This window comes from Pseudomonas sp. BP8, from assembly GCF_017875955.1.
Classification (GTDB): Bacteria; Pseudomonadota; Gammaproteobacteria; order Pseudomonadales; family Pseudomonadaceae; genus Aquipseudomonas.
In genome coordinates, this window is the sequence record NZ_JAGINK010000001.1 from 651895 (window position 1) to 676700 (window position 24806).

Sequence of the window (24806 nt, forward strand, 5' to 3'; positions counted from 1 at the left end):
GCACGGGCTGGTTTAGGGTTACGGGTGCCTGTGTGCGTTAGTCGCCCGGCCAGAATTTCTGACAGCGCCCGTGAGTCTCCAGTGCGGCGCTGCACCTTAACAAGAGGAGGAGTTTCGTATGACCACCCTGACTCGTGCGGACTGGGAACAGCGTGCCCAGCAACTGAAGATCGAAGGCCGTGCCTTCATCAACGGTGAATACACCGACGCCGCCTCCGCTGAAACCTTCGACTGCCTGAGCCCGGTGGACGGACGCTTCCTGGCCAAGGTTGCCAGCTGCGATCTGGCCGACGCCAACCGCGCCGTCGAAAACGCCCGCGCCACCTTTGATTCCGGTGTCTGGTCGCGCCTGGCCCCGGCCAAGCGCAAGGCCAAGCTGATCCGCTTCGCCGAACTGCTGCGCAAAAATGTCGAAGAGCTGGCGCTGCTGGAAACCCTCGACATGGGCAAGCCGATCGGCGACTCCTCGAGCATCGACGTCCCAGGCGCGGCGCAAGCCCTGCACTGGAATGCCGAAGCCATCGACAAGGTCTACGACGAAGTTGCGCCGACCCCGCACGACCAGCTTGGTCTGGTTACCCGCGAGCCAGTGGGTGTGGTCGGCGCCATCGTGCCGTGGAACTTCCCGCTGCTGATGGCCTGCTGGAAGCTCGGCCCGGCGCTGGCCACCGGTAACTCGGTGGTGCTCAAGCCGTCCGAGAAGTCGCCGCTGACCGCCATCCGCATCGCCCAACTGGCGATCGAAGCCGGGATTCCGGCTGGCGTGCTCAACGTGCTGCCAGGCTACGGCCACACCGTTGGCAAGGCCCTGGCCCTGCACATGGACGTCGACACCCTGGTGTTCACCGGTTCTACCAAGATCGCCAAGCAATTGATGATCTATGCCGGCGAATCGAACATGAAGCGCGTCTGGCTGGAAGCCGGTGGCAAGAGCCCGAACATCGTCTTTGCCGATGCGCCTGATCTGCAGGCTGCTGCCGAGTCCGCCGCCAGCGCTATCGCCTTCAACCAGGGCGAGGTTTGCACCGCAGGTTCGCGTCTGCTGGTCGAGCGTTCGATCAAGGATAAATTCCTGCCGCTGGTCGTCGAGGCGCTCAAGGCCTGGAAGCCGGGCAACCCGCTGGACCCGGCGACCACCGTCGGCGCCCTGGTCGACACCCAGCAGATGAACACCGTGCTGTCGTACATCGATGCCGGGCATCAGGACGGCGCCACGCTGCTGGCCGGTGGCAAGCGCATCCTTGAAGAGACGGGCGGCACCTATGTCGAACCGACCATCTTCGATGGCGTGACCAATGCCATGAAGATCGCTCAGGAAGAAATCTTTGGCCCGGTGCTGTCGGTGATCACCTTCGACACCGCCGAAGAAGCCATCGCCATTGCCAACGACACGCCGTACGGTCTGGCGGCGGGCATCTGGACCTCGGACATCTCCAAGGCGCATAAAACCGCCCGTGCCGTGCGCGCTGGCAGCGTCTGGGTCAACCAGTACGACGGCGGCGACATGACCGCGCCGTTCGGTGGCTTCAAGCAGTCGGGTAACGGCCGCGACAAGTCGCTGCATGCGCTTGAGAAGTACACCGAGCTGAAGGCGACCTGGATCAAGCTGTAAAAGCGGGGCTGTTGCACAGCCTTTCGCGGGGCAAGCCCGCTCCTACAGGAATTGCGTCGTACATTACTGCGACGCCGTCACTGTAGGCGCGGGCTTGCCCCGCGAAGATGCCACCACAGCCGGGCCGGCCCTCTGCCGTCCCGGCTGTGTCGTCTCTGTCATTCAACGATTTTTTGCCTGGGAGGCAGTCATGCGGTGGGCGACCTACTTTGCCGTGCTGGCGTCGGTGCTCAGTGTTGGTCTGGCGCTTGGCGTGAGCATGCCGCTGGTGTCCTTGCGCCTGGAAGGTTGGGGCTACGGCAGCTTCGCCATCGGCGTCATGGCGGCAATGCCGGCGGTCGGCGTACTGATCGGCGCGAGCCTGGCCAGCCGGCTCGCCGGCTGGGTCGGGGTGCCTGCGGCGATGCGTCTGTGCTTGTGGGGCGGGGCACTGTCGATTGGCCTGGTGGCGCTGTTGCCGAGCTATCCGCTGTGGCTGGCGCTGCGTTTGCTGATCGGTATGTCACTGACCGTGGTGTTCATCCTTGGCGAAAGCTGGATCAACCAACTGGTCGTCGAGCAGTGGCGCGGCCGCCTGGTCGCGCTGTATGGCAGCAGCTATGCGCTGAGCCAGCTAGCCGGGCCGCTGGTGCTGGGCTTTCTCGGCTCGGATGACGACTTCGGCTTCTGGGCTGCCACCGGACTGTTGATCGTGGCGCCGTTGCTGCTGTTGGGCCGCGGTGGAGCGCCGACCACCGAAGCCTATAGCGTCACCTTCAGGGACCTGGCCGCCTTCTGCCGGCGGCTGCCGGTGATCGCCTGGGCCATTGCCTTGTTCGCCGCGTTCGAGGCGATGATCCTTACCTTGCTCCCGGTGTATTGCCTGCAGCAGGGCTTTTCGGCAGAGATCGCGTTGTTCATGGTCAGCACCGTGGTGGTGGGCGATGCGGTGCTGCAACTGCCGATTGGTGCGCTGGCCGACAAGATGTCGCGGCAGACGTTGTTCAGTGGCTGTGCGGTGACCTTGATGGTATCCAGCCTGGCGATTCCGTTGCTCCTGGACACCGCGCTGATCTGGCCGGTGTGGGTGCTGTTCGGAGCCAGTGCCGGCGGCTTGTTCACGCTGTCGCTGATCCTCATCGGCGAGCGCTATCGGGATGATGCGCTGGTGCGGGCGAACGCCCATGTGGCGCAGCTGTGGGGGATTGGTTGCCTGCTTGGGCCGTTGCTGGCCGGGGCTGGGAGCCAGTGGATCAGCGGCCATGCGTTGCCGTTGCTGATGGCAGTCGGCGCGGCGGGGTTGGTGGTGCTGACGCGGCGCAAGGGCGCTTTCGAGCCGGCGTCTGCCTGATAGATCCTGGGGCCGCTGCGCGCCCCATCGCGACACAAGGCCGCTCCCACAGATACAGCGCAGGCCCTTGTGGGAGCGGCCCCAGCGATTTCAGCTCAAAGCATCTTCTCCAACCCCACCGCCTTGCTGATCCAGGCATTGAACCGCCGCCACATCCCGCCAGGTTCAGTGGTCAGCATATGCCGCTGGCCATTGTCTTCGGTCACCCAGACCATCTTGCCGTCGACCAGCGTCGGTTGGTAACTCAACGCGGGCGCCATGCCCTGCAGCGCCAGTTCACGGGTGTACTCGGCCAGCTCCGGGCTGTCCACCAGCACCCCCACCTCGGTATTCCACAGTACCGAACGCGGGTCGAAGTTGAACGAGCCGATGAACGTCTTGTGCCGGTCAAACACGATCGCCTTGCTGTGCAGGCTGGAGTCCGAGCCGCCATGGAAATTCAGGCCGCGGCTGGCACTGGGGTCGCCCGGTTGCCGACGCAATTCATACAGCTGCACCCCATGCTCGAGCAGCGCCCTTCGGTACGGCGCATAGCCGCCATGCACGGCGGGCACGTCGGTAGCTTCCAGTGCGTTGGTCAGCAGCCTGACCGAGATGCCCGCGTCGGCGTGGCTGGTCAGGTACAGCAAACCCGACTCGCCGGGGACGAAGTAGGCCGAGACCAGGATCAGCTCGTGCTGGACATTGTTCAGGTCGGGTGCCAACTGTTGGGTCATCAGCAGGTGCGGGTCGGGCTCATCACGGGCCAGGACCTTGCTCGGTGCATCCCACAGCGCCTGGCTGTGCGCCCAGATCAGTTCGTTGCGCCAGATGTCCAGGCGCGGCTCGGACTGATAGGCCATGAGCCGGTCATACAAGGCCTTGCGCTTGATGCGCGCCTCGGCCAGCCACACTTCAAGCCGCTGACGGCTGGCGTGCAGGTCGTCTGCGTCGGGCTGGCGCCAGAGGAAGTCGCCGATCGGCCGGCTCAGGGCGCTGTTCCAGTACTGGTCAAAGCCGTGCCCGAGCTGCTCGGCCACGGGGCCGACGCCGAGCAGGTCGATGTCGGTGAAGTTCAGGTTGGGCTCGGCGTCGAAATACTCGTCACCCAGGTTACGCCCGCCGACGATGGCCATGCTGTTGTCGACCAGGAACAGCTTGTTGTGCATGCGCCGGTGCTGCCGCGACAGGTTGAACAGACGCCCCATGGCGCGGGTGACGCCGGTGCTGCGGCCCAGGTTGAGCGGGTTGAACACGCGGATGTCGATGTTCGGGTGGGCGGCGAGGGTGCCGATCAGGGTGTCGAGGCCGTCGCTGGTGGTGTCGTCGAGCAGGATGCGCACGCGCACGCCACGGTCGGCGGCGCGCAGCAGTTCGTGGACCAGCGCCCGCGTGCTGAGGCCGTCATGGACGATGTAGTACTGCAGGTCGATGCTCGTCTGGGCATTGCGAATCAGCTCGGCGCGGGCGCGGAACGCTTCGTTGCTGTTGGGCAGCAGGCGAAACCCCGAGCGCCCCTCGTAGGGCGCAGCCTGGCGTAGCACCGAGCGGCCAAAGGGCGACTCGTTGGCGGGCAGCGCCTGGCTGACTTCACGGGGGGTACTGACGCTGGCGCAGCCCGAAAGGCCGAGCAACAGCACCAGCAACAGAGGCAGAGCTCGCTGGAGTCTCAAATAGTCGTCCTGTGCAGCAAAAGGCCAATGCGCTATTGACCACGGAAGGCGGCGCAAAGTTACGCCTCGGGGTGTTCCTCGACCAGTAGACGAAGGGCGGTTTCGCCGACCTTGCGTACCGCGGCCTCGATTTCGGCAGTTGGCCGCGCCGCATAGTTCATGCGCAGGCAGTGCCGGTACTTGCCCGAGGCGGAGAAGATACTGCCAACGGCAATCTGTACCCCTTGCTCAAGTAAAGCCCGGTTGAGGCGTAGCGTGTCGAAACTTTCCGGCAGCTCGAGCCACAGCATGAAGCCGCCCTGAGGCCGGCTGGCGCGGGTGCCCGGCGGGAAATAACGCGCCACCCAGTCGCTCATCAGGTCACGGCCACGCTGGTACTGGCTGCGCATGCGCCGCACGTGCGGGTGGTAATGACCCGCTTCGATGAAGTCGGCAATCGCCAGCTGCGGCTGGGCGGAGGTGCTGCCGGTGCTGATGTACTTCATGTGCAGCACCCGTTCCAGGTAACGCCCGGGTGCTACCCAGCCGATCCGCAGGCCGGGTGCGAGGGTCTTGGAAAACGAACTGCACAGCAGCACGCGGCCGTCCTCGTCGAACGACTTGACCGTGCGCGGGCGCGGGTAGGTGTAGGCCAGGTCGCCATACACGTCATCTTCGAGGATCGCCACGTCATAGCGCTGGGCGAGGGTCAGCAGGGCCTTCTTGCGTGCTTCGGGCATGATGTAGCCCAGCGGGTTGTTGCAGCTCGGGGTGATCTGGATGAGCTTGATCGGCCACTGCTCCAGCGCCAGTTCGAGCGCCTCGAGGCTGATCCCGGTGATCGGGTCGGTAGGGATTTCCAGGGCCTTCATGCCCAGGCCCTTGAGGGTCTGCATGGCGCCGTGGAAGCTGGGTGAGTCGACCGCGACGATGTCGCCTGGTACACACACGGCGCGAATGCTGGTCGACAGCGCCTCGTGGCAGCCGGTGGTCACCACCAGTTCGGCGGGGCTCAAATGGCAGCCGGAGTCGAGCATCAGCCGGGCGATCTGCTCGCGCAGGGCCAGGTTGCCGTGAATGTTGTCGTAATACAGCCCAGGCATGTCTTGGCGTCGGCTGAGCTGGGCGAGGCTACGCAGCAGTGGCTTGAGGGTCGGGCTGGTGACGTCGGGCATGCCGCGGCCGAGCTGGATCACTCCCGGTTCTGGGGTACTGCGGACCAGCTCCAGCACCTGCTCCCACTGAGAGATATCCACTGGCCGCTGGGCTGGCCGGCTGACGGCAGGCAAGGCGGGCAGGCTGCGATGTTCAGTGACGAAGTAGCCGGACTTGGGCTTTGGCGCCACCAGGCCGTTGTCTTCTAGCATGCGGTAGGCCTGCTGCACGGTACTCAGGCTGACCCCGTGCTCCAGGCTCAGGGCGCGCACCGAGGGTAGGCGCTGGCCTGGGCGGTACAGGCCTTGCTCGATACGGGCGCCGAGCAGCTCGGCGAGGTTCAGGTAGAGGGTCACGGCATACTCCCGCAGAAAACGCGATCTAGGACCAGTACAGATGGGCCGAAAATACAGCATTCAGCAGCGCAATCGCCAATTCTGTATCGAAATAATAAAGAATGTTTGCATCTGTATCAGGCAGGCCACCCGCGCGCATGCTTTCTCCACGGTTTGATCAGATGAGGAGGGTGCAGCAATGGGTGGTTTCAGCGATGTGCGCTTGCAACTGTTGGCCAAAGAGCTTGAGTCAGGGCAACAGCCACGTGTCTCCAATGCGCCCGCTGGCCTGGGGCGGTTCAGCCTGATGCTGCACCGCTGGACTACCCGCCGGGCGTTGCTGCAGCTGGATGACGCGCAGCTGCGCGATGTCGGCCTGAGCTGGGAGCAGGCGCGGATCGAGGGGCGTAAGCCTTTCTGGAAGGATTGAGTGGTGTTGCACCGACCCTGTTTCGGGCAGCGCAGTCCCCTGTAAGCGGGCTTGCCCCGCGAAGAGGCCGGTCCAGGCACCGTGGTGTATGGCACCGGCTGCGCCGGTTTCGCGGGTCAAGCCCGCTCCTACAGGGAATGTGTATCGCTCGCGATCAGACCAGTTCCTTCAGCCTGTGACACGGCATCCCATGACGCGCAACTCGCGATGTCGGCCTGAGCCGGGAACAGGCGCGGGACGACCCTGTTTCGGGCAGCGCAGCCCCCTGTAGGAGCGGGCTTGCCCCGCGAAGAGGCCGGTCCAGGCACCGAGGTGTATGGCGCCGGCTGCGCCGGTTTCGCGGGGCAAGCCCGCTCCTACAGAGAGAGAGTGTCGCTCGCGATCAGACCAGTTCCTTCAGCCTGTGCCACAGCATCCCAAGCGCCAACAACGGTGAACGCAGGTGCTTGCCGCCCGGGAAGGTGATGTGTGGCACCTTGGCGAACAGGTCGAAACGCCCGCTTTGCTGGCCACTGATGGCCTCGCCAAGCAGGCGCCCGGCCAGGTGAGTGGCATTCAGTCCATGGCCCGAGTAGGCCTGGGCGTAATACACGTTGGGCTGGCTGGCCAGCCGGCCGATCTGCGGCAGGCGGTTGGCGCCGATGCCGATCATGCCGCCCCATTGATAGTCGATACGCACGTCGGCCAGCTGCGGGAAGACCTTGAGCAGCTTGGGCCGCATGTAGCCGGCGATGTCTTGCGGGTCACGCCCGGAATAATGACAGGCGCCGCCGAACAACAGCCGATGGTCGGCCGAGAGGCGGTAGTAGTCGAGGGCCACGCGCTGGTCACAGACGGCCATGTTCTGCGGCAACAGGGCGCGCGCACGGGCTTCGCCCAACGGCTCGGTGGCGATGATGTAGCTGCCGGCCGGCAGCACTTTACCGCCCAGTTCGCGGTTGAGATCGTTGTGGTAGGCGTTGCAGCACAGCACCAAGGTCTTGGCGCGAACCTGGCCGGTGGCGGTGTGCACCTGCACCTGTGGGCCGTAGTCGATGCGGGTGACGGCCGAGTGCTCGTGCAGCCTGGCCCCCAACTGTGTGGCGACGGCGGCTTCACCCAGCGCCAGGTTGAGCGGATGGAGATGACCCGAGCCCATATCGATCAGGCCGCCGACGTAACGGTCGGAGTCGACCACGGTATGGATCTGCTCGGCACTCACCAGGCGCAGTTCATGGGCGTAGCCGAGGCTGCGCAGTTCTTCGGCGTCTTCAGCGAAGCCTTGCAGCTCGCCAGGTTTGTTCGCCAGGTCGCAATAGCCCCAGGTCAGGTCGCAGGCGATGGCGTGGCGCTCGACCCGTTGGCGGACGATGTCCACCGCCTCGAGGCCCATCAGCTTGAGGCTGCGCACGCCTTGTTCACCAACCACCGGCAAGAACTGCTCGAGGCCATGACCGACGCCGCGGATCAATTGACCGCCATTGCGGCCACTGGCGCCCCAGCCGATTTTGTTGGCTTCGAGGAGAATCACCGAGAGGCCACGCTCGGCCAGTTCGATGGCGGTGTTCAAGCCTGAATAGCCGCCACCGACGATGCACACGTCGGCACTGTGCTGGCCTTGCAGGGCAGGGTAGTCAGGTTGCGGCGCGCTGCTGGCGGCATAGTAGGAGGCGGCGTGCTGCGCGCTGTGGATCATGGGGCGGCCCTGGGGAATTGGTTGAGGACGGCGAGGATAAGCCGTGGCTTCGCAGTGGGGCAACCGGCGAGGCTTAGCCCACAGGCATCGCGCCGCTTTTGAGGTCGACGCTCAACCCTGTGGGAGCGGCCTTGTGTCGCGATGGGCCGCGCAGCGGCCCCAATCGGTCTAGAATGCGCGAACCTTTCTGCGATTCAGCCCGACCATGTCCTGCAACCGCCACAAGATCCACTTTCTGCGCGAACTGATCCCTTCCTTCGAGTGCGAACCCGGCTGCCACGACTGCTGTGGCCCGGTCACCACCTCGGCCGAAGAAATGGCCGAGCTGCCGCGCAAATCCAAGGCCGAGCAGGACGCCGCCCTCGAACGCCTCGACTGCGTTCACCTCGGCCCGCAGGGCTGCACTGTCTACCAGGAGCGGCCAATGATCTGCCGCCTGTTCGGTACCACCCCGCGCCTGGCCTGCCCGCGCGGCCGTGGCCCGGCGCAACCGATCGACCCGCAGGCCGAGCAACTGGTCCACCAGTTCATCGCCAGTACCCGCCAGGTGCTGGTCTGAGCCTCAGTCCGGAATCGGCAGGCACAGGCTCTCTTTGACTTCTTCCATGACGATGTAGCTCTTCGATTCGCGCACGTGCGGCAGCTTCAGCAGGATGTCGCCGAGCAGCTTGCGGTAGGAGGCCATCTCCGAGATACGCGCCTTTACCAGGTAGTCGAAATCCCCCGATACCAGGTGGCATTCGAGCACGTGCGGCAGCTTCAGCACCGCGCGGCGAAACTCCTCGAAGGTATCGCCAGACTTGTAGTCCAGGCTGATTTCGACAAACACCAGCAGGCTGCCCTTGAGGTGCTGCGGATTGAGCCGGGCGTTGTAGCCCATGATGATCCCTTCGCGCTCCAGACGGCGCACGCGCTCGGTGCACGGGGTCGTGGAAAGCCCTACTTTTTCGCCCAGTTCGGTGAAGGAAATACGCCCGTCATTCTGCAGGATACGCAGAATGTTGCGGTCGATCTTGTCCAGTTCACGTTTGCTCTGATGCTGGGTTCTCATAGGGGATGCCCCTCCGTAAAAGGCAACTGTGCCGAGAATTGTCGCCAAATATAGGCTTTTATATAGTGAAATGCACTGGCCTGTCCTTTTTATACTGCGCGCATCCAAGCCATTCCAACAAAAGATTGCGGTGCGCCGCATGCGAGGGATAAACGATGCGAGTTCTGGTACTTGGTAGCGGTGTGATCGGAACCGCCAGTGCCTATTACCTGGCCCGGCAAGGTTTTGAAGTGACGGTGGTCGACCGCCAGCCGGCGGTGGCCATGGAAACCAGCTTTGCCAACGCTGGCCAGATCTCGCCCGGCTATGCCTCGCCGTGGGCTGCACCGGGCGTACCGCTCAAGGCCATCAAGTGGCTACTTGAGCGTCATGCCCCGCTCGCCATCAAGCTGACCGGCGATGTCGACCAGTACCTGTGGATGGCGCAGATGCTGCGCAACTGCACCGCCAATCGCTATGCGGTGAACAAGGAACGCATGGTGCGCCTGTCCGAGTACAGCCGCGATTGCCTCGACGAGCTGCGCGCCGAAACCGGCCTGGCTTACGAAAACCGCGCACTGGGCACTACCCAGCTGTTCCGCACCCAGGCCCAGGTTGATGCCGCGGCCAAGGACATTGCTGTCCTTGAACAGTCTGGCGTGCCCTATGAGCTGCTCGACCGCGACGGCATCGCCCGCGTCGAGCCGGCCTTGGCCGGGGTCAAGGACATTCTGGCCGGCGCGCTGCGCCTGCCCAACGATCAGACTGGCGACTGCCAGCTGTTCACTACCAAGTTGGCCGAGATGGCCATCAAGCTGGGCGTTGAGTTCCGCTTCGGCCAGGACATCCAGCGCCTGGACTTCGCCGGTGACCGGGTCAACGGTGTGTGGATCGACGGCAAACTGGAAACTGCCGACCGCTATGTGCTGGCGCTGGGCAGTTACTCGCCGCAGTTGCTCAAGCCGTTGGGCATCAAGGCGCCGGTCTACCCGCTGAAGGGCTACTCGCTGACCGTGCCGATCACCGACCCGGCCATGGCCCCGACCTCGACCATTCTCGACGAGACCTACAAGGTCGCGATCACCCGCTTCGACAACCGCATTCGCGTCGGCGGCATGGCGGAAATCGCCGGTTTTGACCTGTCGCTCAATCCGCGTCGACGCGAAACGCTGGAGATGATCGTCAACGACCTTTATCCTCGCGGCGGCGACCTGAGCCAGGCGAGTTTCTGGACCGGCCTGCGCCCGGCGACTCCGGACGGTACGCCGATCGTCGGCGCCACGGCGTTCCGTAACCTGTTCCTCAATACCGGTCACGGCACCTTGGGCTGGACCATGGCGTGTGGTTCGGGGCGTTTGCTGGCCGACCTGATTGCCCGGCGCAAGCCGCAGATCAGCGCCGAAGGCCTGGATATTTCGCGTTATGGCAACAACCGCGAAGTGGCCAAGCACGGTAGCCCGGCACCGGCTCACCAGTGAGCGGCCGAGCTCGATAGAATTGCACAGGCTGTGCCGGCCTCTTCGCGGGGCAAGCCCGCTCCTACAGGATTACCTATACCGTTGTAGGCGCGGGCTTGCCCCGCGAAGAGGCCGCCAGCTTCACCCCTTCAATACCAGACTGACCATAAGGCTGCCGCCATGCGTCCCGCCCGTGCACTGATCGATCTGCAAGCCCTGCGTCACAACTACCGCCTGGCCCGTGAGCTCTCCGGCGCCAAGGCCCTCGCCGTGATCAAGGCCGATGCCTATGGCCATGGCGCGGTGCGTTGTGCCCTGGCCCTGGAGGCCGAGGCCGACGGTTTTGCCGTCGCCTGCATCGAGGAAGCACTGGAACTGCGCGCGGCCGGCATCAAGGGCCCGATCCTGTTGCTCGAGGGCTTCTTCGAGGCCAGCGAACTGGCGCTGATCAGTGAGCACGACCTGTGGTGCGTGGTGCATTCGCTGTGGCAGCTGGAGGCGATCGAACAGACACCAGTCCACAAGCCGCTGAAGGTCTGGCTCAAGCTCGACACCGGCATGCACCGCGCCGGCGTGCATCCCAAGGATTACCACGACGCCTACCAGCGCCTGCTGGCCAGTGGCAAGGTTGCGCGCATCGTGCTGATGAGCCACTTCGCCCGTGCCGATGAACTGGACGTCGACGCCACCGCGCAACAGCTCGCCGTGTTCGAGGCCGCCCGGCAGGGCCTGAGCGCCGAGTGCAGCCTGCGCAATTCACCGGCGCTGCTCGGCTGGCCGCAGGTGCCCAGCGACTGGGTGCGCCCCGGCATCATGCTGTATGGCGCCAGCCCCTTCGAAGTGGCGCAGGCCGAGGCAAAGCGCCTGCAGCCGGTGATGACCCTGCAATCGCGGATCATCAGCGTGCGCGAACTGCCCGCCGGTGAGCCGGTTGGCTATGGGGCGAAATTCATCAGCCCGCGGCCGACCCGGGTTGGCGTAGTCGCCATGGGTTACGCCGACGGTTACCCACGGCTGGCCCCCAACGGCACGCCGGTGATGGTCGCCGGCAAGCGCACCCAGCTGATCGGTCGGGTGTCGATGGACATGCTCTGCGTCGACCTCACCGATATCCCCGAGGCGACCCTCGGCAGCCCGGTGGAGCTGTGGGGCAAGCAGGTGTTGGCCAGCGACGTGGCGATGCAGGCAGGCACCATTCCTTACCAGATCTTCTGCAACCTCAAGCGCGTGCCGCTGGACTATATCGGCGAATAAGGCGCTGAAGCGGACAGGCTGGGGCCTCGAGTGTTGTAAATACTGAACGGCATTGCCATGATATCGTTCACACTCGACCCCACCCCTAACGTTTCAGGAGGCTCCAGCTTTGGACGTCGGCGAACGACTGCAAGCCATCCGCAAGCTCAAGGGCCTGTCCCAGCGCGAGCTCGCCAAACGTGCGGGGGTGACCAACAGCACCATCTCGATGATCGAGAAGAACAGCGTCAGCCCCTCGATCAGCTCACTGCGCAAGGTGCTCAGCGGCATTCCCATGTCGATGGTCGAATTCTTCTCGGTCGAGCTGGCTGCAGAGAGCCCTACGCAAATCGTCTACAAGGCCCACGAGCTGATCGACATCTCGGACGGTGCAGTGACCATGAAGCTGGTCGGCAAGTCGCACCCCAACCGCGCGATTGCCTTTCTCAACGAGGTCTATCCGCCCGGCGCCGATACCGGCGAAGAGATGCTCACCCATGACGGCGAAGAGACCGGCATCCTCCTTGAAGGCCGCCTCGAACTGGTGGTTGGCGGTGAGACCTTTCTGCTCGAGGCCGGCGACAGCTACTACTTCGAAAGCACCCGTCCGCACCGCTTCCGCAACCCGTTCGATGAGCCGGCACGGCTGATCAGCGCGGCCACGCCGTCGAACTTTTGATCCAGCGCAGCGTATTGATTCGCTAATACCCCTTTCCAGTGTGTGGTCGTTTCACGGGTGTTGGGATCCCGCTATACTTTTCAACGCCTGCAATTCGTGACTGCCGGCGTGATTAGCCACCATGAGGGTGTACGCGTGAACCAAATCAAGAAGATGCTGGCCGTACCAGCAGCCGTTTTCGCCCTCTGGGCAATCAATGCACACGCCGCAACCAATGACGATATTGCCAAGCGCCTCGAGCCGGTCGGCCAGGTGTGTGTGCAGGGCCAGGAATGCAAGGGCATGGAAGTGGCTGCCGCAGCCAGCGGTGGTGGCGCCAAGACACCTGACGAGATCATCGCCAAGCACTGCAATGCCTGCCATGGCACCGGCCTGCTGAATGCGCCGAAGATCGGTGATGCGGCGGCCTGGAAAGAACGCGCTGACCACCAGGGTGGGCTGGACGGGATTCTCGCCAAGGCGATTACCGGGATCAATGCGATGCCGCCCAAGGGTACCTGCGCGGATTGCTCGGATGAAGAGCTCAAGGCTGCGATCCAGAAGATGTCGGGTCTTTGAGTCAGCACTGATTTTGCGAAGTCCGTCTTATGGCGTGATGCTGTTCACTCAAGAATGCCGGGGCCGCTTTGCGGCCCTTTCGCGACACAAGGCCGCTCCCACGCCGATCGTGTCTGCCCCATTTACAGGGCAAACGCGGACATTGTGGGAGCGGCCTTGTGTCGCGATGGGCTGCAAAGCAGCCCCGGCTTACTCAAGCCAGACTAAATCTCAAAGACCTTGAAAGGGCTGGCCATAAGGCGGGCTTTGTTGTTGGGTTTATATTTGTTGCGGCTTTTTCGCGGGTTAATCCGCGAAAAGGGCACTGCAGCAATTGCTGGCTGCCCACGGTCCAACCCCTGAACGCACGGATGTCACAGGAGGCACAGATGGCCCACAGCTGCTCCATCGACCAGGCCGTAGAGCAGGTCCTGGCCCAACTTCCAGCCCATATCCACATGGGCCTGCCCCTGGGCCTGGGCAAGCCCAACGCTTTCGTCAACGCGCTCTACGCTCAGGTCCGCGCACTGCCAGAACGGCGCCTGACCATCTATACCGCCTTGAGCCTTGGTCGCCCACCCTTGGGCGACGGCCTGCAACGGCGCTTTCTCGAGCCGTTCATCGAACGGGTGTTCGCCGACTACGAAGAACTCGACTATCTCGCCGACCTGCGCAATGACGCACTGCCACCGAACATCCGTGTCGAGCAGTTCTTCATGCAGCCCGGCAGCCTGCTGCACAGCGACATGGCGCAGCAGGACTATGTCAGCAGCAACTACAGTCACGCCGCCCGCGACATCAATGCCAAGGGTCTGAACCTGATCGCCCAGCTGGTCGCACAAACCCCGGAGTGTCCCGATCAGCTCAGCCTGGCGTGCAACCCGGACATCACCCTCGACCTGCTGCCGATGATCGCCAAGCGTCGCGCCGCCGGCGAGACCATCCTGGTGCTGGGCCAGGTGCATGCCGAGCTGCCGTACATGCCCGGCGCCTGCGAACTGCACCGCGATGCCTTCGACCTGCTGATCGACACGCCTGAGCGGCGGCGGTTGTTTTCCACGCCGAACATGCCGGTCGCCACCCAAGATCACTGCATCGGCCTGCACGCCAGCAGCCTGGTACGCGACGGCGGCACCCTGCAGATCGGCATCGGCGCGATGGGCGATGCCGTTGCGGCGGCCTTGCTCGCCCGCCAGGGAGACAACGAGGGCTATCGCGCGCTGCTGGACGATCTGGACCTGCAGCCGTGGCACCAACTGATCGAGCGTGAAGGGGGCCTGGATGGCTTCGCCCAGGGCCTCTACGGCTGCAGCGAGATGTTCGTCAACGGTCTGTTGGCGTTGGCCGAGGCGGGTGTGGTGCGCCGGCCCGCCGATGAGCAGGGGGTGTTGGTGCATGGTGGCTTCTTCCTCGGCCCACGGGCGTTCTATCAGCGCCTGCGCGAGATGCCGCTGGAGCAGCGCAAGCAGTATGCGATGACCGCCATCAGCTATATCAACGAGCTGTATGGCCAGGAAGACCTCAAGCGCCGCCAGCGCCGCGATGCGCGGTTCATCAACACGGTATTCGGCATGACCCTGATGGGTGCCGGGGTCGCCGATCAGTTGGAAGATGGCCGCGTGTTGAGTGGCGTCGGCGGCCAGTACAACTTTGTCGCCCAAGGCCACGCGCTGGAAGGCGGGCGCTCGATCCTGCTGCTGCGCAGTTGGCGCGAGGCGGGCGGGGAGGTGACTTCAAACCTGTACTGGAGCTACGGCCATTGCACCATTCCCCGTCACCTGCGCGACATCGTCGTCACCGAGTACGGCATTGCCGACCTGCGCGGGCAGACCGACAGCGAGGTGATTGCGCGCTTGCTGGCGATCAGCGACTCGCGGTTTCAGGCTGAACTGATGGAACAGGCCAAGTCGGCGGGCAAGCTGGCCAAGGGATTCGAGCTCGATGCGCGGTTTTGCGCCAACACCCCGGAACGACTTGAAGCGCTGCGCGAACGGCATCCGCGGATGTTCCCGGAGTATCCGCTGGGCAGTGACTTTACGGCGCAAGAACGCGACCTGTTCAGGGCGCTGAACTGGCTGAAGAGCAAGTTCAAGCTGAGCGAGGTGCTTGAGCTGGGCAAGGCGGCACTGGATGCGCCGGCGCCTGAAGCCTACCCGGAACAGTTGGCAAGGATGGGGCTGGAGCAGCCGCAAGGGCTGAAAGAAGAGCTGTACCAGCGCTTGCTGCTGGCGGGCCTGCAGGCGACTCGCTGATTTTGGGGCCGCAAAGCGGCCCCAACAGCCGTTACTCGATGAAGCTGACCACACCACCTGCCAGCGACTTCACCCGAGCCAGCGATTCAACCCGGTAACCCTGGCTGTCCAGCTCGGCCCGGCCGCCCTGGAACGACTTCTCGATGACGATACCCAAGCCGGCAACGGTGGCACCGGCCTGCTTGATGATCGAGATCAGCGCCTGCGACGCCTTGCCGTTGGCCAGGAAGTCATCGATTACCAGCACGCGGTCGCTGCTGTTGAGGTGACGCGGCGAAATTGCCACGGTGTTCTCGGTCTGCTTGGTGAAGGAGTACACCGAGGCAGTCAGCAGGTTCTCGGTCAGGGTCAGCGACTGGTGCTTGCGGGCGAAGAGCACCGGCACACCCAGTTTCAGCCCGGTCATCACCGCCGGCGCAATGCCCGACGCTTCGATGGTGACGATCTTGGTCACGCCGCTGTCGGCATACAGACGGGCGAACTCGTCACCGATCAGCTGCATCAGCGCAGGGTCGATCTGGTGATTGAGAAACGCGTCGACTTTGAGAACCTGGTCGGAAAGCACGATGCCTTCTTCGCGAATCTTCTGCTGCAGTGCTTCCACTGTGGAATTCCTCGATGTAGCAAAAATGGCCACGGCTGTGTGCTGTGGCAAAGTTTAAAGGTGATTAGCGCTTGAGCATGGCCCGTATATCGGCCAATGCGTTGTTGCCACGCGCGGCTTTGACTTCCACCGGCGCATCATCCAGGCCTTCCCACGACAGATCGTCCGGCGGCAGTTCATCAAGGAACCGGCTGGGCGTGCAGTCGATGATTTCGCCGTACTGCTTGCGCTTGGCGGCGAAGGTAAAGGCCAGGGTCTGGCGCGCGCGGGTGATGCCCACGTAAGCCAGGCGCCGCTCCTCTTCGATGGTGTCGGCCTCGATGCTGGAGCGGTGCGGGAGGATCTCTTCTTCCATGCCCATGATGAACACGTAGGGGAATTCCAGGCCCTTGGAGGCATGCAGGGTCATCATCTGCACGCCTTCGGCATTGTCTTCTTCTTCCTGCTGGCGCTCGAGCATGTCGCGCAAGACCAGCTTGCCGATGGCATCCTCGATGGTCATGTCACCCTCTTCGTCTTTTTCGAGGGTGTTCTTCAAGGCATCGATGAGGAACCAGACGTTACTGATACGGAAGTCCGCCGCCTTGTCGCTGGCAGTGTTCTGGCGGATCCAGTTCTCGTAGTCGATGTCGCGGACCATCTCGTGCAGCGCGGCGATCGGGTCGTCCAGTGCGACCTTGTGGCGGACGCCGTCGAGCCAGTGCTTGAAGCGCTGCAGCCGCTCGGTGTAGCGCGCGTCGAGGTGCTCGCCCAGGCCTATCTCGTCGCTGGCGGCGTACATCGACACGCCACGCTCGGTGGAATAGTTGCCGAGCTTTTCCAGGGTGGTCGAGCCGATTTCCCGGCGCGGCACGTTGATCACCCGCAGGTAGGCGTTGTCATCGTCCGGGTTGACCAGCAGGCGCAGGTAAGCCATGAGGTCCTTGACCTCCTGGCGGCCGAAGAAGCTGTTGCCGCCCGACAGGCGATACGGCACCTGGTGGTGCTGCAGCTTGAGTTCGATCAGCTTGGCCTGGTAGTTGCCCCGGTAGAGGATGGCGAAGTCGCTGTAGGGGCGGTCGGTGCGCAGGTGCAAGGTGAGGATTTCCATGGCCACGCGTTCGGCCTCGGCGTCCTCGTTCTTGCAGCGGATCACCCGGATCTCGTCGCCGTGGCCCATTTCGCTCCACAGCTGCTTCTCGAAATCGTGCGGGTTGTTGGCGATCAGCACGTTGGCGCAGCGCAGGATACGGCTGGTGGAGCGGTAGTTCTGCTCGAGCATCACCACCTTCAAGGAAGGGTAGTCGTCCTTGAGCAGCATCAGGTTTTCCGGGCGGGCGCCGCGCCAGGCGTAGATCGACTGGTCGTCGTCGCCAACCACGGTGAACTGGTTGCGCATGCCGATCAGCATCTTCACCAGCAAATACTGGCTGGCGTTGGTGTCCTGGTATTCATCCACCAGCAGGTAGCGCACCTTGTTCTGCCAGCGCTCGAGTACCTCGGGGTTTTCCTGGAACAGCTTGACCGGCAGCAGGATCAGGTCGTCGAAGTCCACTGCGTTGTACGCCTTGAGCGTGCGCTGGTAGTGGGTGTAGACGATCGCGGCGGTCTGCTCGCGCGGGTTACGGGCTTTTTCCAGGGCCTCGGCGGGCATGATCAGGTCGTTCTTCCAGGCACCGATCATGTTCTTGATCTCGTCGATGCCGTCGTCGCCGGAGTATTCCTTCTGCATGATGTCCGACAGCAACGCCTTGATGTCGGTCTCGTCGAAGATCGAGAACCCCGGCTTGTAGCCCAGGTGCTGATGCTCCTTGCGGATGATGTTCAGGCCCAGGTTGTGGAAGGTGCAGACCGTCAGGCCGCGGCCTTCGCCGGCGCGCAGGAGGGTGGCGACCCGCTCCTTCATCTCGCGCGCGGCCTTGTTGGTAAAGGTCATGGCGACGATGTACTGGGCACGGATGCCGCAGTTCTGGATGAGGTGGGCAATCTTGCGCGTGATCACGCTGGTCTTGCCTGAGCCGGCACCGGCGAGCACCAAAAGAGGGCCGCCGACGTAGTCACAGGCTTCTTGTTGCCGGGGATTGAGTCGGGACATGCTAGAAACCGGGGGTCGCCAGAAAATAGCCGCGCATTCTAACAGGCCTGCAGGGGTTATGGCGCGACCGTCTGACGCCGGAGTCAGACTTTTGCCTGGCGAGCCCGGCCTGACGAGGCTGGCAAGGGCATACCCGACACAATCCAGCTGCCGACCTAATCGGATTGCCGGCTGTGCAACTTTCGCGCAGGATGCACGACAAAATGCGTCGGCCTTGACCAGGGAAAGGCATGTTTAAAAGTGAAAATCATTTTCACTCATGCGGTAGGATACCGCGCGTAAACCGTTGCACCGACCTCGCCCTAAGGAGCCCGCTTGTCCACGCCTGTCGAACCCTTGCGTTTGCTGCTGTTGGCTGATGAGCCGGCATGGGCCGTCCGATTACGCGAATGCCTGCAGCCACTGGCTGGCAGTGCCGTCTTGCTCACTGCACCCAACTGGGAAGCAGTCGACACCCTGTTCGCCCATGACCGCCAGGCCGTAGTGCTGGCCACGCCGGACCTGCTGCCGACCCCGGGCCGCTGCGAGCTGCCGACCATCCTCTTGCTCGAGCATGAGCCCGACGTCGCGCCCGCCGGCGTCAGCGACTGGCTGGTGCAGGCACAGCTGACCGCCGACACCTTGCGTCGCTGCCTGCGCCACGTGCGCGAGCGTGGTGTGCTGGTCGCCACCCTGCAGCGCCTGGCTGAGCAGGACCCACTCACCGGCATCGCCAACCGCCAGGGCTTCCAGGCCCTGCTGACCAGCCGCCTGGCGGTCAACGACGGTCGCGGCGTGGCCCTTGGTCATCTCGACCTGGACAATTTCCGTCACGTCAACGATGCCCTCGGCCATCAGGGCGGCGACCGCCTGATCCTGCAGGTGGTGACGCGCCTCAAGCAACAGCTGGAAGCCGGCGACCAGTTGGCGCGGCTGGGCAGCGACGAATTCGCCTTGTTGATCGACACCCGCCGCGACCCGCATCGCGCCGAATGGCTGGCCGAGCGTATCGTCGAAGCCCTCGGTGAGCCTTACTGGATCGACGGCGAAAGCCTGTTGGTCGGCTGCAGCCTGGGCCTGGCCCACGCCCGTGCGCAGAGTGGCGCCGACCCGTTGATGTGGCATGCGCACATCGCCATGCGCCAGGCCAAGGGCAGCCAGGGCTGCACCTTCCATGTGTTCAATGAGCGAATCAACCACAACGCGCGCAGCCTCGCCGACCTTGAAGGTGAGCTGCGCCGCGCCTTGCGCCGGGACGAGCTGGAGCTGCACTACCAGCCACGGCTGAACTTGGCCGATGGCAGCATCGTCGGCCTTGAGGCGCTGGTGCGCTGGAACCATCCCGAGCGGGGTCTGCTGGCACCGAGCGAATTCGTCCCGCTGGCCGAGCAGAGCGGGCTGATCGTGCCGCTGGGCTACTGGGTCATCTCCCGTGCCCTGCGTGACATGCAGGCGCTGCGTGAGCACGGCTTGCAGCCGCTGCACATGGCAGTCAACCTGAGTTTCCGTCAGTTCCAGGACAGCCAGTTGCTGGCCACGCTGAGCCGCTTGATCATCGAGCACGGTGTCGATGCCCGCTGGCTGGAGTTCGAGCTGACCGAGACGGCGGTGATGCGCCGCAACGAGCTGGTGCGCCAGACCATGGACGCGCTGGGCCGGCTTGGTGTGCGTTTTTCGCTGGATGACTTCGGCACGGGGTTCTCGTCGTTCGTCCACCTCAACAGCCTGCCGATCACGTTGCTCAAGGTCGACCGCAGCTTTGTCGGCGGCATGGAGCTGCGTGAAGAGAACCGCAAGCTGGTGCATGCCATGATCAACCTGGCACACAACCTCAACCTGGAAGTGGTGGCGGAAGGGGTCGAGAGCGAGGCGCAGATGGCCTTGCTGCGTGAGTTTGGGTGCGACCAGGTGCAAGGCTTTCTGGTCAGCAGGCCGTTGCCGGTGGTGGAGTTGATGGCGTATCTGAGAAAGGCGCCGGTAGCCGGCATTTACGCAGTCTGAGCCGGCCTCTTCGCGGGGCAAGCCCGCTCCTACAAGTCCGAGGCGCCCCCAAGTCCTGTAGGAGCGGGCTTGCCCCGCGAAGAGGCCATTCAGTCAGACCGAAACAGCCGCCTCAGCCCGACGCTCCGCCTTGCGCAGCATCCGCCGCACCCGCCATTCAAAGCCAAAGGTCAGCGCCACCGACGCACAGGCCAGCCCCAACGCCAGCCCCCACCAGATCCCCACCGCACCGCCACCCAGATTGAAGGCAAACAGCCAGGCCGCCGGCGCCCCCACCAGCCAGTAACAGCACAGCCCGATCAGGAAGGTGGTCTTGGCATCCTTCAGCCCCCTGATCGAGCCCATGGCAATGGTCTGTACCCCATCGAACAATTCGAACCACGCGGCCACCATCACCAGGCTCACCGCCAGGTGGTAAATCCCGGCAAACGCCGGGTCATCGCGATTGATGAACAGCCCGACCAGTTCCTCCGGCAGCAGCCAGAACAACGCGGCAAAGGCAAACATCAGCAATGCGCCAAAGCAGATCCCGACCCGCCCGGCACTGCGCGCGGCCAGCAGGTTGCCCCCGCCGTAATACAGCCCTACACGCATGGTCACCGCATACGAAAGCCCGGTCGGCACCATGAACGCGGTAGAGACGATCTGCAGGGCGATCTGGTGCGCGCCCAGCTCGGTACTGCCGAGCACCCCCATGCACAGCGCGGCGAAGGCGAACAAACCGACCTCGACCATATACGTACCGCCGATCGGCAGCCCCAGCCGCCACAGCTCGCGCAACGCCGGCAACGACGGCCGCGACAGCCCCTTGCGCAACGGGTAGGCAGCGTAGAACGGGTGCCAGCGGATATACAGCGCAAGGGCCACCGCCATGCCCAGCGAGACCACCGCCGTGACCATGCCGATGCCCATCAGGCCCAGTTTGGGCAGGCCGAACATGCCTTCGATCAAGGCATGGTTGAACAGGTAGTTGAGCACTGTGCCCACCAGGCTGATGACCATCACCGGCGTCGAGCGCCCCAGCGCGCTGGTGAAGCCGCGCAGGGCCATGAACGTCAGGTAGCCGGGCAGTGCCAGTGGCAACAGGGTGAGAAAGGCCATGGCCGCGTCGACGTTGTCCGGCTGCTGACCAAACATCAGCAGCACCGGCCCAAGGTTCCACAAGGCCAGCGCCGCCCCCAGCGCCAGGCCCCAGGCCAGCCAGATCCCGGCCTGGGCCAGGCGCGTGGCACCGGCGATGTCGCCGGCACCCTTGCGGATCGCCACCAACGTACCGACCGCGGCAATCACCCCGAGGCAGAAGATCGACACGAACGAGTAGCTCGCCGCACCGAGGCCACCGCCAGCCAGCGCTTGCGGGCTGATCCTGGCCATCATCAGGGTGTCGGTCAGCACCATCAGCATGTGCGCCAACTGCGAGGCGATCAGCGGCCCGGCCAGGCGCAGCAAAGCCTTGAGTTCTGTGGTGGGCGCGACATGCATGGGCGGGGGTCCTTTTCTCTGGCGGATGGGGGTGAGGGGACGATTCTGAGGCTTTGGTCAACTTTGCACAAAAGGATAAAAGCGATCATTGGCATGAGTTGAACTCATGCATGTATGATTTCCACGATTGCGTTGATAGCCCCAGATTATAGGTACGACATGTCTCGTCAGCTTCCCCCGCTGTATGCGTTACGCGCATTCGAGGCGGCTGCCCGCCACAGCTCGTTCACCCGCGCTGGCGAGGAGCTGTCGATCACCCAGAGCGCGGTCAGCCGGCATATCCGCACGCTTGAAGATCACTTCGCCTGCCGGCTGTTCGTGCGTAGCGGGCGCAGCCTGCAGCTCACTGAAGCGGCGCGGGTGCTGCTGCCGGGGGTGCGTGATGGCTTTGCCGCGCTGGAGCGGGCCTGCGATACCTTGCGCGGTGAAGATGACATCTTGCGCATGAAGGCGCCGTCGACGCTGACCATGCGCTGGCTGCTGGCACGGCTCAGCCGCTTTCGCCATCTGCAGCCGGGTAACGAGGTGCAGCTGACCAGCGCCTGGATGGACGTCGATCATGTCGACTTCAATCAGGAGCCGTTCGATTGCGCCGTGCTGCTCAGTGACGGGGTGTTCCCGGCAGATTGGGAAGTGCGTCGGTTGTTCTCCGAGCTGCTGATCCCGGTGGGTGCACCGGAGCTGCTGGCAGACGGCCCCTGGGATGAGCGGCGCCTGGCCGGCATCGAGCTGTTGCACCCGACCCCGGACAAACGTGACTGGCGCAGTTGGCTGGCACGCATGGGCTTGAGCGACAAGGTCTCGCTGAAGGGCGGGCAGGTGTTCGACACGCTGGAGTTGGGCATGATCGCCGCGGCGCGTGGCTATGGCATCTCCATGGGCGATCTGTTGATGGTGGCTGAGGATGTCGCGCAGGGGCGATTGAGCCTGCCGTGGCCGACAGCGGTGGCCAGTGGCCTGGACTATTACCTGGTATGGCCACGCACCCGGCCGGGCGGGGAGCGGTTGCACAGGCTCAGTGCATTTTTGCAGGAAGAAGCCGCCGCGATGCTGCTGCCCGATGTGCATGTCTTGTCGGCCCTGGGCTGAGGTGGGCAGTGCGGCCCTCTTCGCGGGGCACAGCGCCGTCCCTGTAGGCGCGGGCTTGTCCCGCGAAGAGGCCCGCACTGATACACACAATATCCCGGTCCGACACTCAAGTATTCGCCTGCGACGCCGATCCAGTGGCACCAGCGTCCCGCAAAGAGGGCGTAACTCCCCGTAGATCGTAGCGGGTGGTCTGGTGATCAGGATGATCCCGGCCTCTCGCCAGGAGCTTCCCCATGTCTGAACCCCGTGCCCGGATTGCCTCGCAGCTCGGTATCGCCCTCGCCATTGTGCTGGCGCTGGTGATTACCGGCAGTACCTTGTTCGCCTTGCGTTCGTTGGACACCGCCAACCTCGCCACCCGCCAGGAACACCTGGCCAGTGAAGCGCGGCTGTTGGCCGATCAACTCGATACCTTCCATGGCTCGCTCAAGGACAACACCCAACGCCTGAGCGGCCTGTTCGAGCGGCGCTTCGCCTCGGGCCTGGCCCTGCACCCGGGCGAAACCGCCATCGTCGCCGGCCAGTCGACCCCGGCGCTGTACCTGGGCGAGCACCTGCTGAACAACGATTTCCAGCAGGTCGACGAGTTTCAGCAGATGACTGCCGGCGTCGCGACCTTGTTCGTGCGCAGCGGCGACGACTTCATCCGCATCAGCACCTCGCTGACCAAGCAGGACGGCAGCCGCGCCATCGGCACCCAGCTCGACCGCCAGCACCCGGCCTATGCCCGTTTGATCGCAGGCCAGACCTACGTCGGCCGCGCCATCCTGTTCGAACGCAACTACATGACCCGCTACGTGCCCGTGCGCGACAGCGGCGGTCGCGTGATTGCCGTGTTGTTCGTCGGCTTCGACTACACCGATGCGCAGAGCGCCCAGTTCGCCAACCTCAAGCGTTTCCGCATCGGCCAGACCGGCTCGCTGGCGCTGCTCGACGAGCAAGGCAAATGGCTGGTGCAGCCCGCCGATGTGGTTGATGCGCAAGCTGCAGCGCAGGCGGTCAAAGGCCTGAAGGCTGGCGCCGGGGCGTTCTGGAACAGCGCTGGGCAGCAGGTTTTCAGCGTTGCCATGCCCTTCGCCGAAGGCCCGTGGACGGTGATCGCCAGCATGCCGGAAACCGAGATCCGTGACGTCACCTGGAGTGTCGGCCTGCGCCTGGCCATCGGCAGCCTGTTGGCCATGCTTCTGGCGGTGGCGGCGACGCTGTTTTTGCTGCGGCGTAAGTTGCGGCCGCTGGGTGACCTCGTACGCCAGGCCGAAGCCCTCGGCGCAGGCGACCTGAGTGCGCGCCTGGCGGTGAGCAGCCATGATGAAATCGGCCAGTTGGCGCGCAGCTTCAACCAGATGGGCGAAGCCCTGTCGACCATGGTCGAGCACATCCGCAGCGCCTCCGAACAGGTCAGCGGCCGTGCCCGCTCGTTGGCCGGGTTGTCCTCTGGCGCGTGCGAAGGCATGGACCAGCAATCTGGCGAAATCACCAGCATGGCCGGCGCGGTGGAAGAGTTCAGTGCCACCTCGATGAACATTGCCGAAAACATGGCCGGCACCGAGCGCATGGCCCGCGACAACATCCAGCACACCCGCGTCGGGCGCAGCGCGATGGACGAGGCCTCGGCTTCGTTACGGCAGATTGCCGATGCCTTGGGCGGCACCGCCGAAGTGATGGACACCCTCGGTGCCCGCTCGCAGGAGATCGGTGGCATCGTCGGCGTGATTACCGCGATTGCCGAGCAGACCAACCTGCTGGCGCTCAACGCCGCCATCGAAGCGGCCCGCGCCGGCGAGCAGGGTCGCGGCTTTGCCGTGGTGGCCGATGAGGTGCGTGGCCTGGCGGCACGCACGCGCTCGGCGACTGATGAGATCTCCGGGATGATCGGCAGTATCCAGCAGCAGACCGGGCACGCCATCAGCACTCTCGAGCAGGGTAACCGCCTGATGCAGGAAGGCCTGGAGCGCAACGTCAAGGTCGCCGATGCGCTGGCGCAGATCGACGAGCAGAGCCGCACGGCGGGTGAGCAGTTTGCGGCGATCAGTACTGCCACCCAGGAGCAGAGCAGCACGGCCAACGTGCTCAGCCGCAACTTGCAGAGCATCGCCCAGGCCAACAGCGAGCAGCGTGATGTGGCCAATGAACTGGCGACCACCGCGCGCGAGCTGGAAGGGTTGGCGGCGCAGTTGCGTCAGGAAGTGGACCGATTCCGGGTCAACGGCTGACTGAGCCG

19 protein-coding genes are annotated in these 24806 nt (G+C 64.1%); 12 read left to right on the forward strand and 7 right to left on the reverse strand.

Translation table 11 applies throughout. The features are described 5' to 3' along the window. Positions 1-118 precede the first annotated feature (118 nt). Together J3B00_RS02890 and J3B00_RS02895 are read left to right on the forward strand one after the other, a co-directional pair. On the forward strand, positions 119-1612 hold the full coding sequence (locus tag J3B00_RS02890; protein ID WP_209863411.1) for an aldehyde dehydrogenase: 1494 nt from the start codon (positions 119-121) through the stop codon (positions 1610-1612). A gap of 190 nt (positions 1613-1802) precedes the next feature. Further along, positions 1803-2942: an MFS transporter gene (locus J3B00_RS02895; RefSeq protein ID WP_209863414.1), complete on the forward strand. Its 1140-nt coding sequence runs from the start codon at positions 1803-1805 to the stop codon at positions 2940-2942. 95 nt (positions 2943-3037) lie between these two features. Here J3B00_RS02895 and J3B00_RS02900 read toward each other — a convergent pair whose 3' ends face one another. Together J3B00_RS02900 and J3B00_RS02905 are read right to left on the reverse strand one after the other, a co-directional pair. Then, entirely contained in the window at positions 3038-4594 is a 1557-nt protein-coding gene (locus J3B00_RS02900) for a phospholipase D family protein (protein WP_209863417.1), read from the reverse strand. Between the two features lie 59 nt (positions 4595-4653). After that, positions 4654-6084 carry a PLP-dependent aminotransferase family protein gene (locus J3B00_RS02905; RefSeq protein ID WP_209863420.1) on the reverse strand — a complete coding sequence of 477 codons (1431 nt, stop codon included), beginning with the start codon at positions 6082-6084 and terminating at the stop codon, positions 4654-4656. A 178-nt stretch (positions 6085-6262) separates the two neighbouring features. Between J3B00_RS02905 and J3B00_RS02910 the strand changes: the two genes are divergently transcribed. Continuing rightward, entirely contained in the window at positions 6263-6493 is a 231-nt protein-coding gene (locus tag J3B00_RS02910) for a DUF1127 domain-containing protein (RefSeq protein ID WP_209863423.1), read from the forward strand. A 382-nt stretch (positions 6494-6875) separates the two neighbouring features. Here J3B00_RS02910 and J3B00_RS02915 read toward each other — a convergent pair whose 3' ends face one another. Next, positions 6876-8168 (reverse strand): FAD-binding oxidoreductase, encoded by a 1293-nt coding sequence (locus tag J3B00_RS02915; protein WP_209863425.1) that lies wholly within the window; start codon positions 8166-8168, stop codon positions 6876-6878. Positions 8169-8373: 205 nt separating this feature from the next. On the opposite strand from J3B00_RS02915, the gene J3B00_RS02920 reads away from it, so the two are divergent. Further along, positions 8374-8727, forward strand: a complete 354-nt coding sequence (locus J3B00_RS02920) for a YkgJ family cysteine cluster protein (protein WP_209863427.1) — start codon at positions 8374-8376, stop codon at positions 8725-8727. 3 nt (positions 8728-8730) lie between these two features. Here J3B00_RS02920 and dadR read toward each other — a convergent pair whose 3' ends face one another. After that, positions 8731-9219 carry a transcriptional regulator DadR gene (gene dadR / locus J3B00_RS02925; protein WP_003258963.1) on the reverse strand — a complete coding sequence of 163 codons (489 nt, stop codon included), beginning with the start codon at positions 9217-9219 and terminating at the stop codon, positions 8731-8733. A 155-nt stretch (positions 9220-9374) separates the two neighbouring features. On the opposite strand from dadR, the gene dadA reads away from it, so the two are divergent. The 5 genes from dadA to J3B00_RS02950 all read left to right on the forward strand — a co-directional run bounded on the left by dadA (position 9375) and on the right by J3B00_RS02950 (position 15356). Beyond that, positions 9375-10676 (forward strand): D-amino acid dehydrogenase, encoded by a 1302-nt coding sequence (gene dadA / locus J3B00_RS02930; protein WP_209863431.1) that lies wholly within the window; start codon positions 9375-9377, stop codon positions 10674-10676. A gap of 159 nt (positions 10677-10835) precedes the next feature. Next, positions 10836-11909, forward strand: coding sequence for an alanine racemase (gene alr, locus J3B00_RS02935; protein ID WP_209863434.1), 1074 nt, complete (start codon positions 10836-10838; stop codon positions 11907-11909). A 109-nt stretch (positions 11910-12018) separates the two neighbouring features. After that, positions 12019-12567, forward strand: coding sequence for a cupin domain-containing protein (locus tag J3B00_RS02940; protein ID WP_209863438.1), 549 nt, complete (start codon positions 12019-12021; stop codon positions 12565-12567). 135 nt (positions 12568-12702) lie between these two features. Continuing rightward, positions 12703-13125, forward strand: a complete 423-nt coding sequence (locus tag J3B00_RS02945) for a c-type cytochrome (RefSeq protein ID WP_209863441.1) — start codon at positions 12703-12705, stop codon at positions 13123-13125. Positions 13126-13493: 368 nt separating this feature from the next. Next, positions 13494-15356, forward strand: coding sequence for an acetyl-CoA hydrolase/transferase C-terminal domain-containing protein (locus J3B00_RS02950; RefSeq protein ID WP_245362474.1), 1863 nt, complete (start codon positions 13494-13496; stop codon positions 15354-15356). A gap of 31 nt (positions 15357-15387) precedes the next feature. Here J3B00_RS02950 and J3B00_RS02955 read toward each other — a convergent pair whose 3' ends face one another. Both J3B00_RS02955 and rep read right to left on the reverse strand, forming a co-directional pair. After that, positions 15388-15960 carry a xanthine phosphoribosyltransferase gene (locus tag J3B00_RS02955; RefSeq protein WP_209863447.1) on the reverse strand — a complete coding sequence of 191 codons (573 nt, stop codon included), beginning with the start codon at positions 15958-15960 and terminating at the stop codon, positions 15388-15390. A gap of 64 nt (positions 15961-16024) precedes the next feature. Next, positions 16025-18034 carry a DNA helicase Rep gene (rep, locus tag J3B00_RS02960; protein ID WP_209863450.1) on the reverse strand — a complete coding sequence of 670 codons (2010 nt, stop codon included), beginning with the start codon at positions 18032-18034 and terminating at the stop codon, positions 16025-16027. A 315-nt stretch (positions 18035-18349) separates the two neighbouring features. Between rep and J3B00_RS02965 the strand changes: the two genes are divergently transcribed. Further along, positions 18350-20014 (forward strand): GGDEF domain-containing phosphodiesterase, encoded by a 1665-nt coding sequence (locus J3B00_RS02965; protein WP_209863453.1) that lies wholly within the window; start codon positions 18350-18352, stop codon positions 20012-20014. 93 nt (positions 20015-20107) lie between these two features. Here the strand turns inward: J3B00_RS02965 and J3B00_RS02970 are convergent, their stop codons facing one another. After that, positions 20108-21496 (reverse strand): NorM family multidrug efflux MATE transporter, encoded by a 1389-nt coding sequence (locus tag J3B00_RS02970; RefSeq protein WP_209863456.1) that lies wholly within the window; start codon positions 21494-21496, stop codon positions 20108-20110. A gap of 159 nt (positions 21497-21655) precedes the next feature. On the opposite strand from J3B00_RS02970, the gene J3B00_RS02975 reads away from it, so the two are divergent. Together J3B00_RS02975 and J3B00_RS02980 are read left to right on the forward strand one after the other, a co-directional pair. Further along, positions 21656-22585 (forward strand): LysR substrate-binding domain-containing protein, encoded by a 930-nt coding sequence (locus J3B00_RS02975; protein ID WP_209863459.1) that lies wholly within the window; start codon positions 21656-21658, stop codon positions 22583-22585. A gap of 233 nt (positions 22586-22818) precedes the next feature. Then, positions 22819-24798 carry a methyl-accepting chemotaxis protein gene (locus J3B00_RS02980; protein ID WP_209863462.1) on the forward strand — a complete coding sequence of 660 codons (1980 nt, stop codon included), beginning with the start codon at positions 22819-22821 and terminating at the stop codon, positions 24796-24798. The last annotated feature ends 8 nt before the right edge of the window (positions 24799-24806 follow it).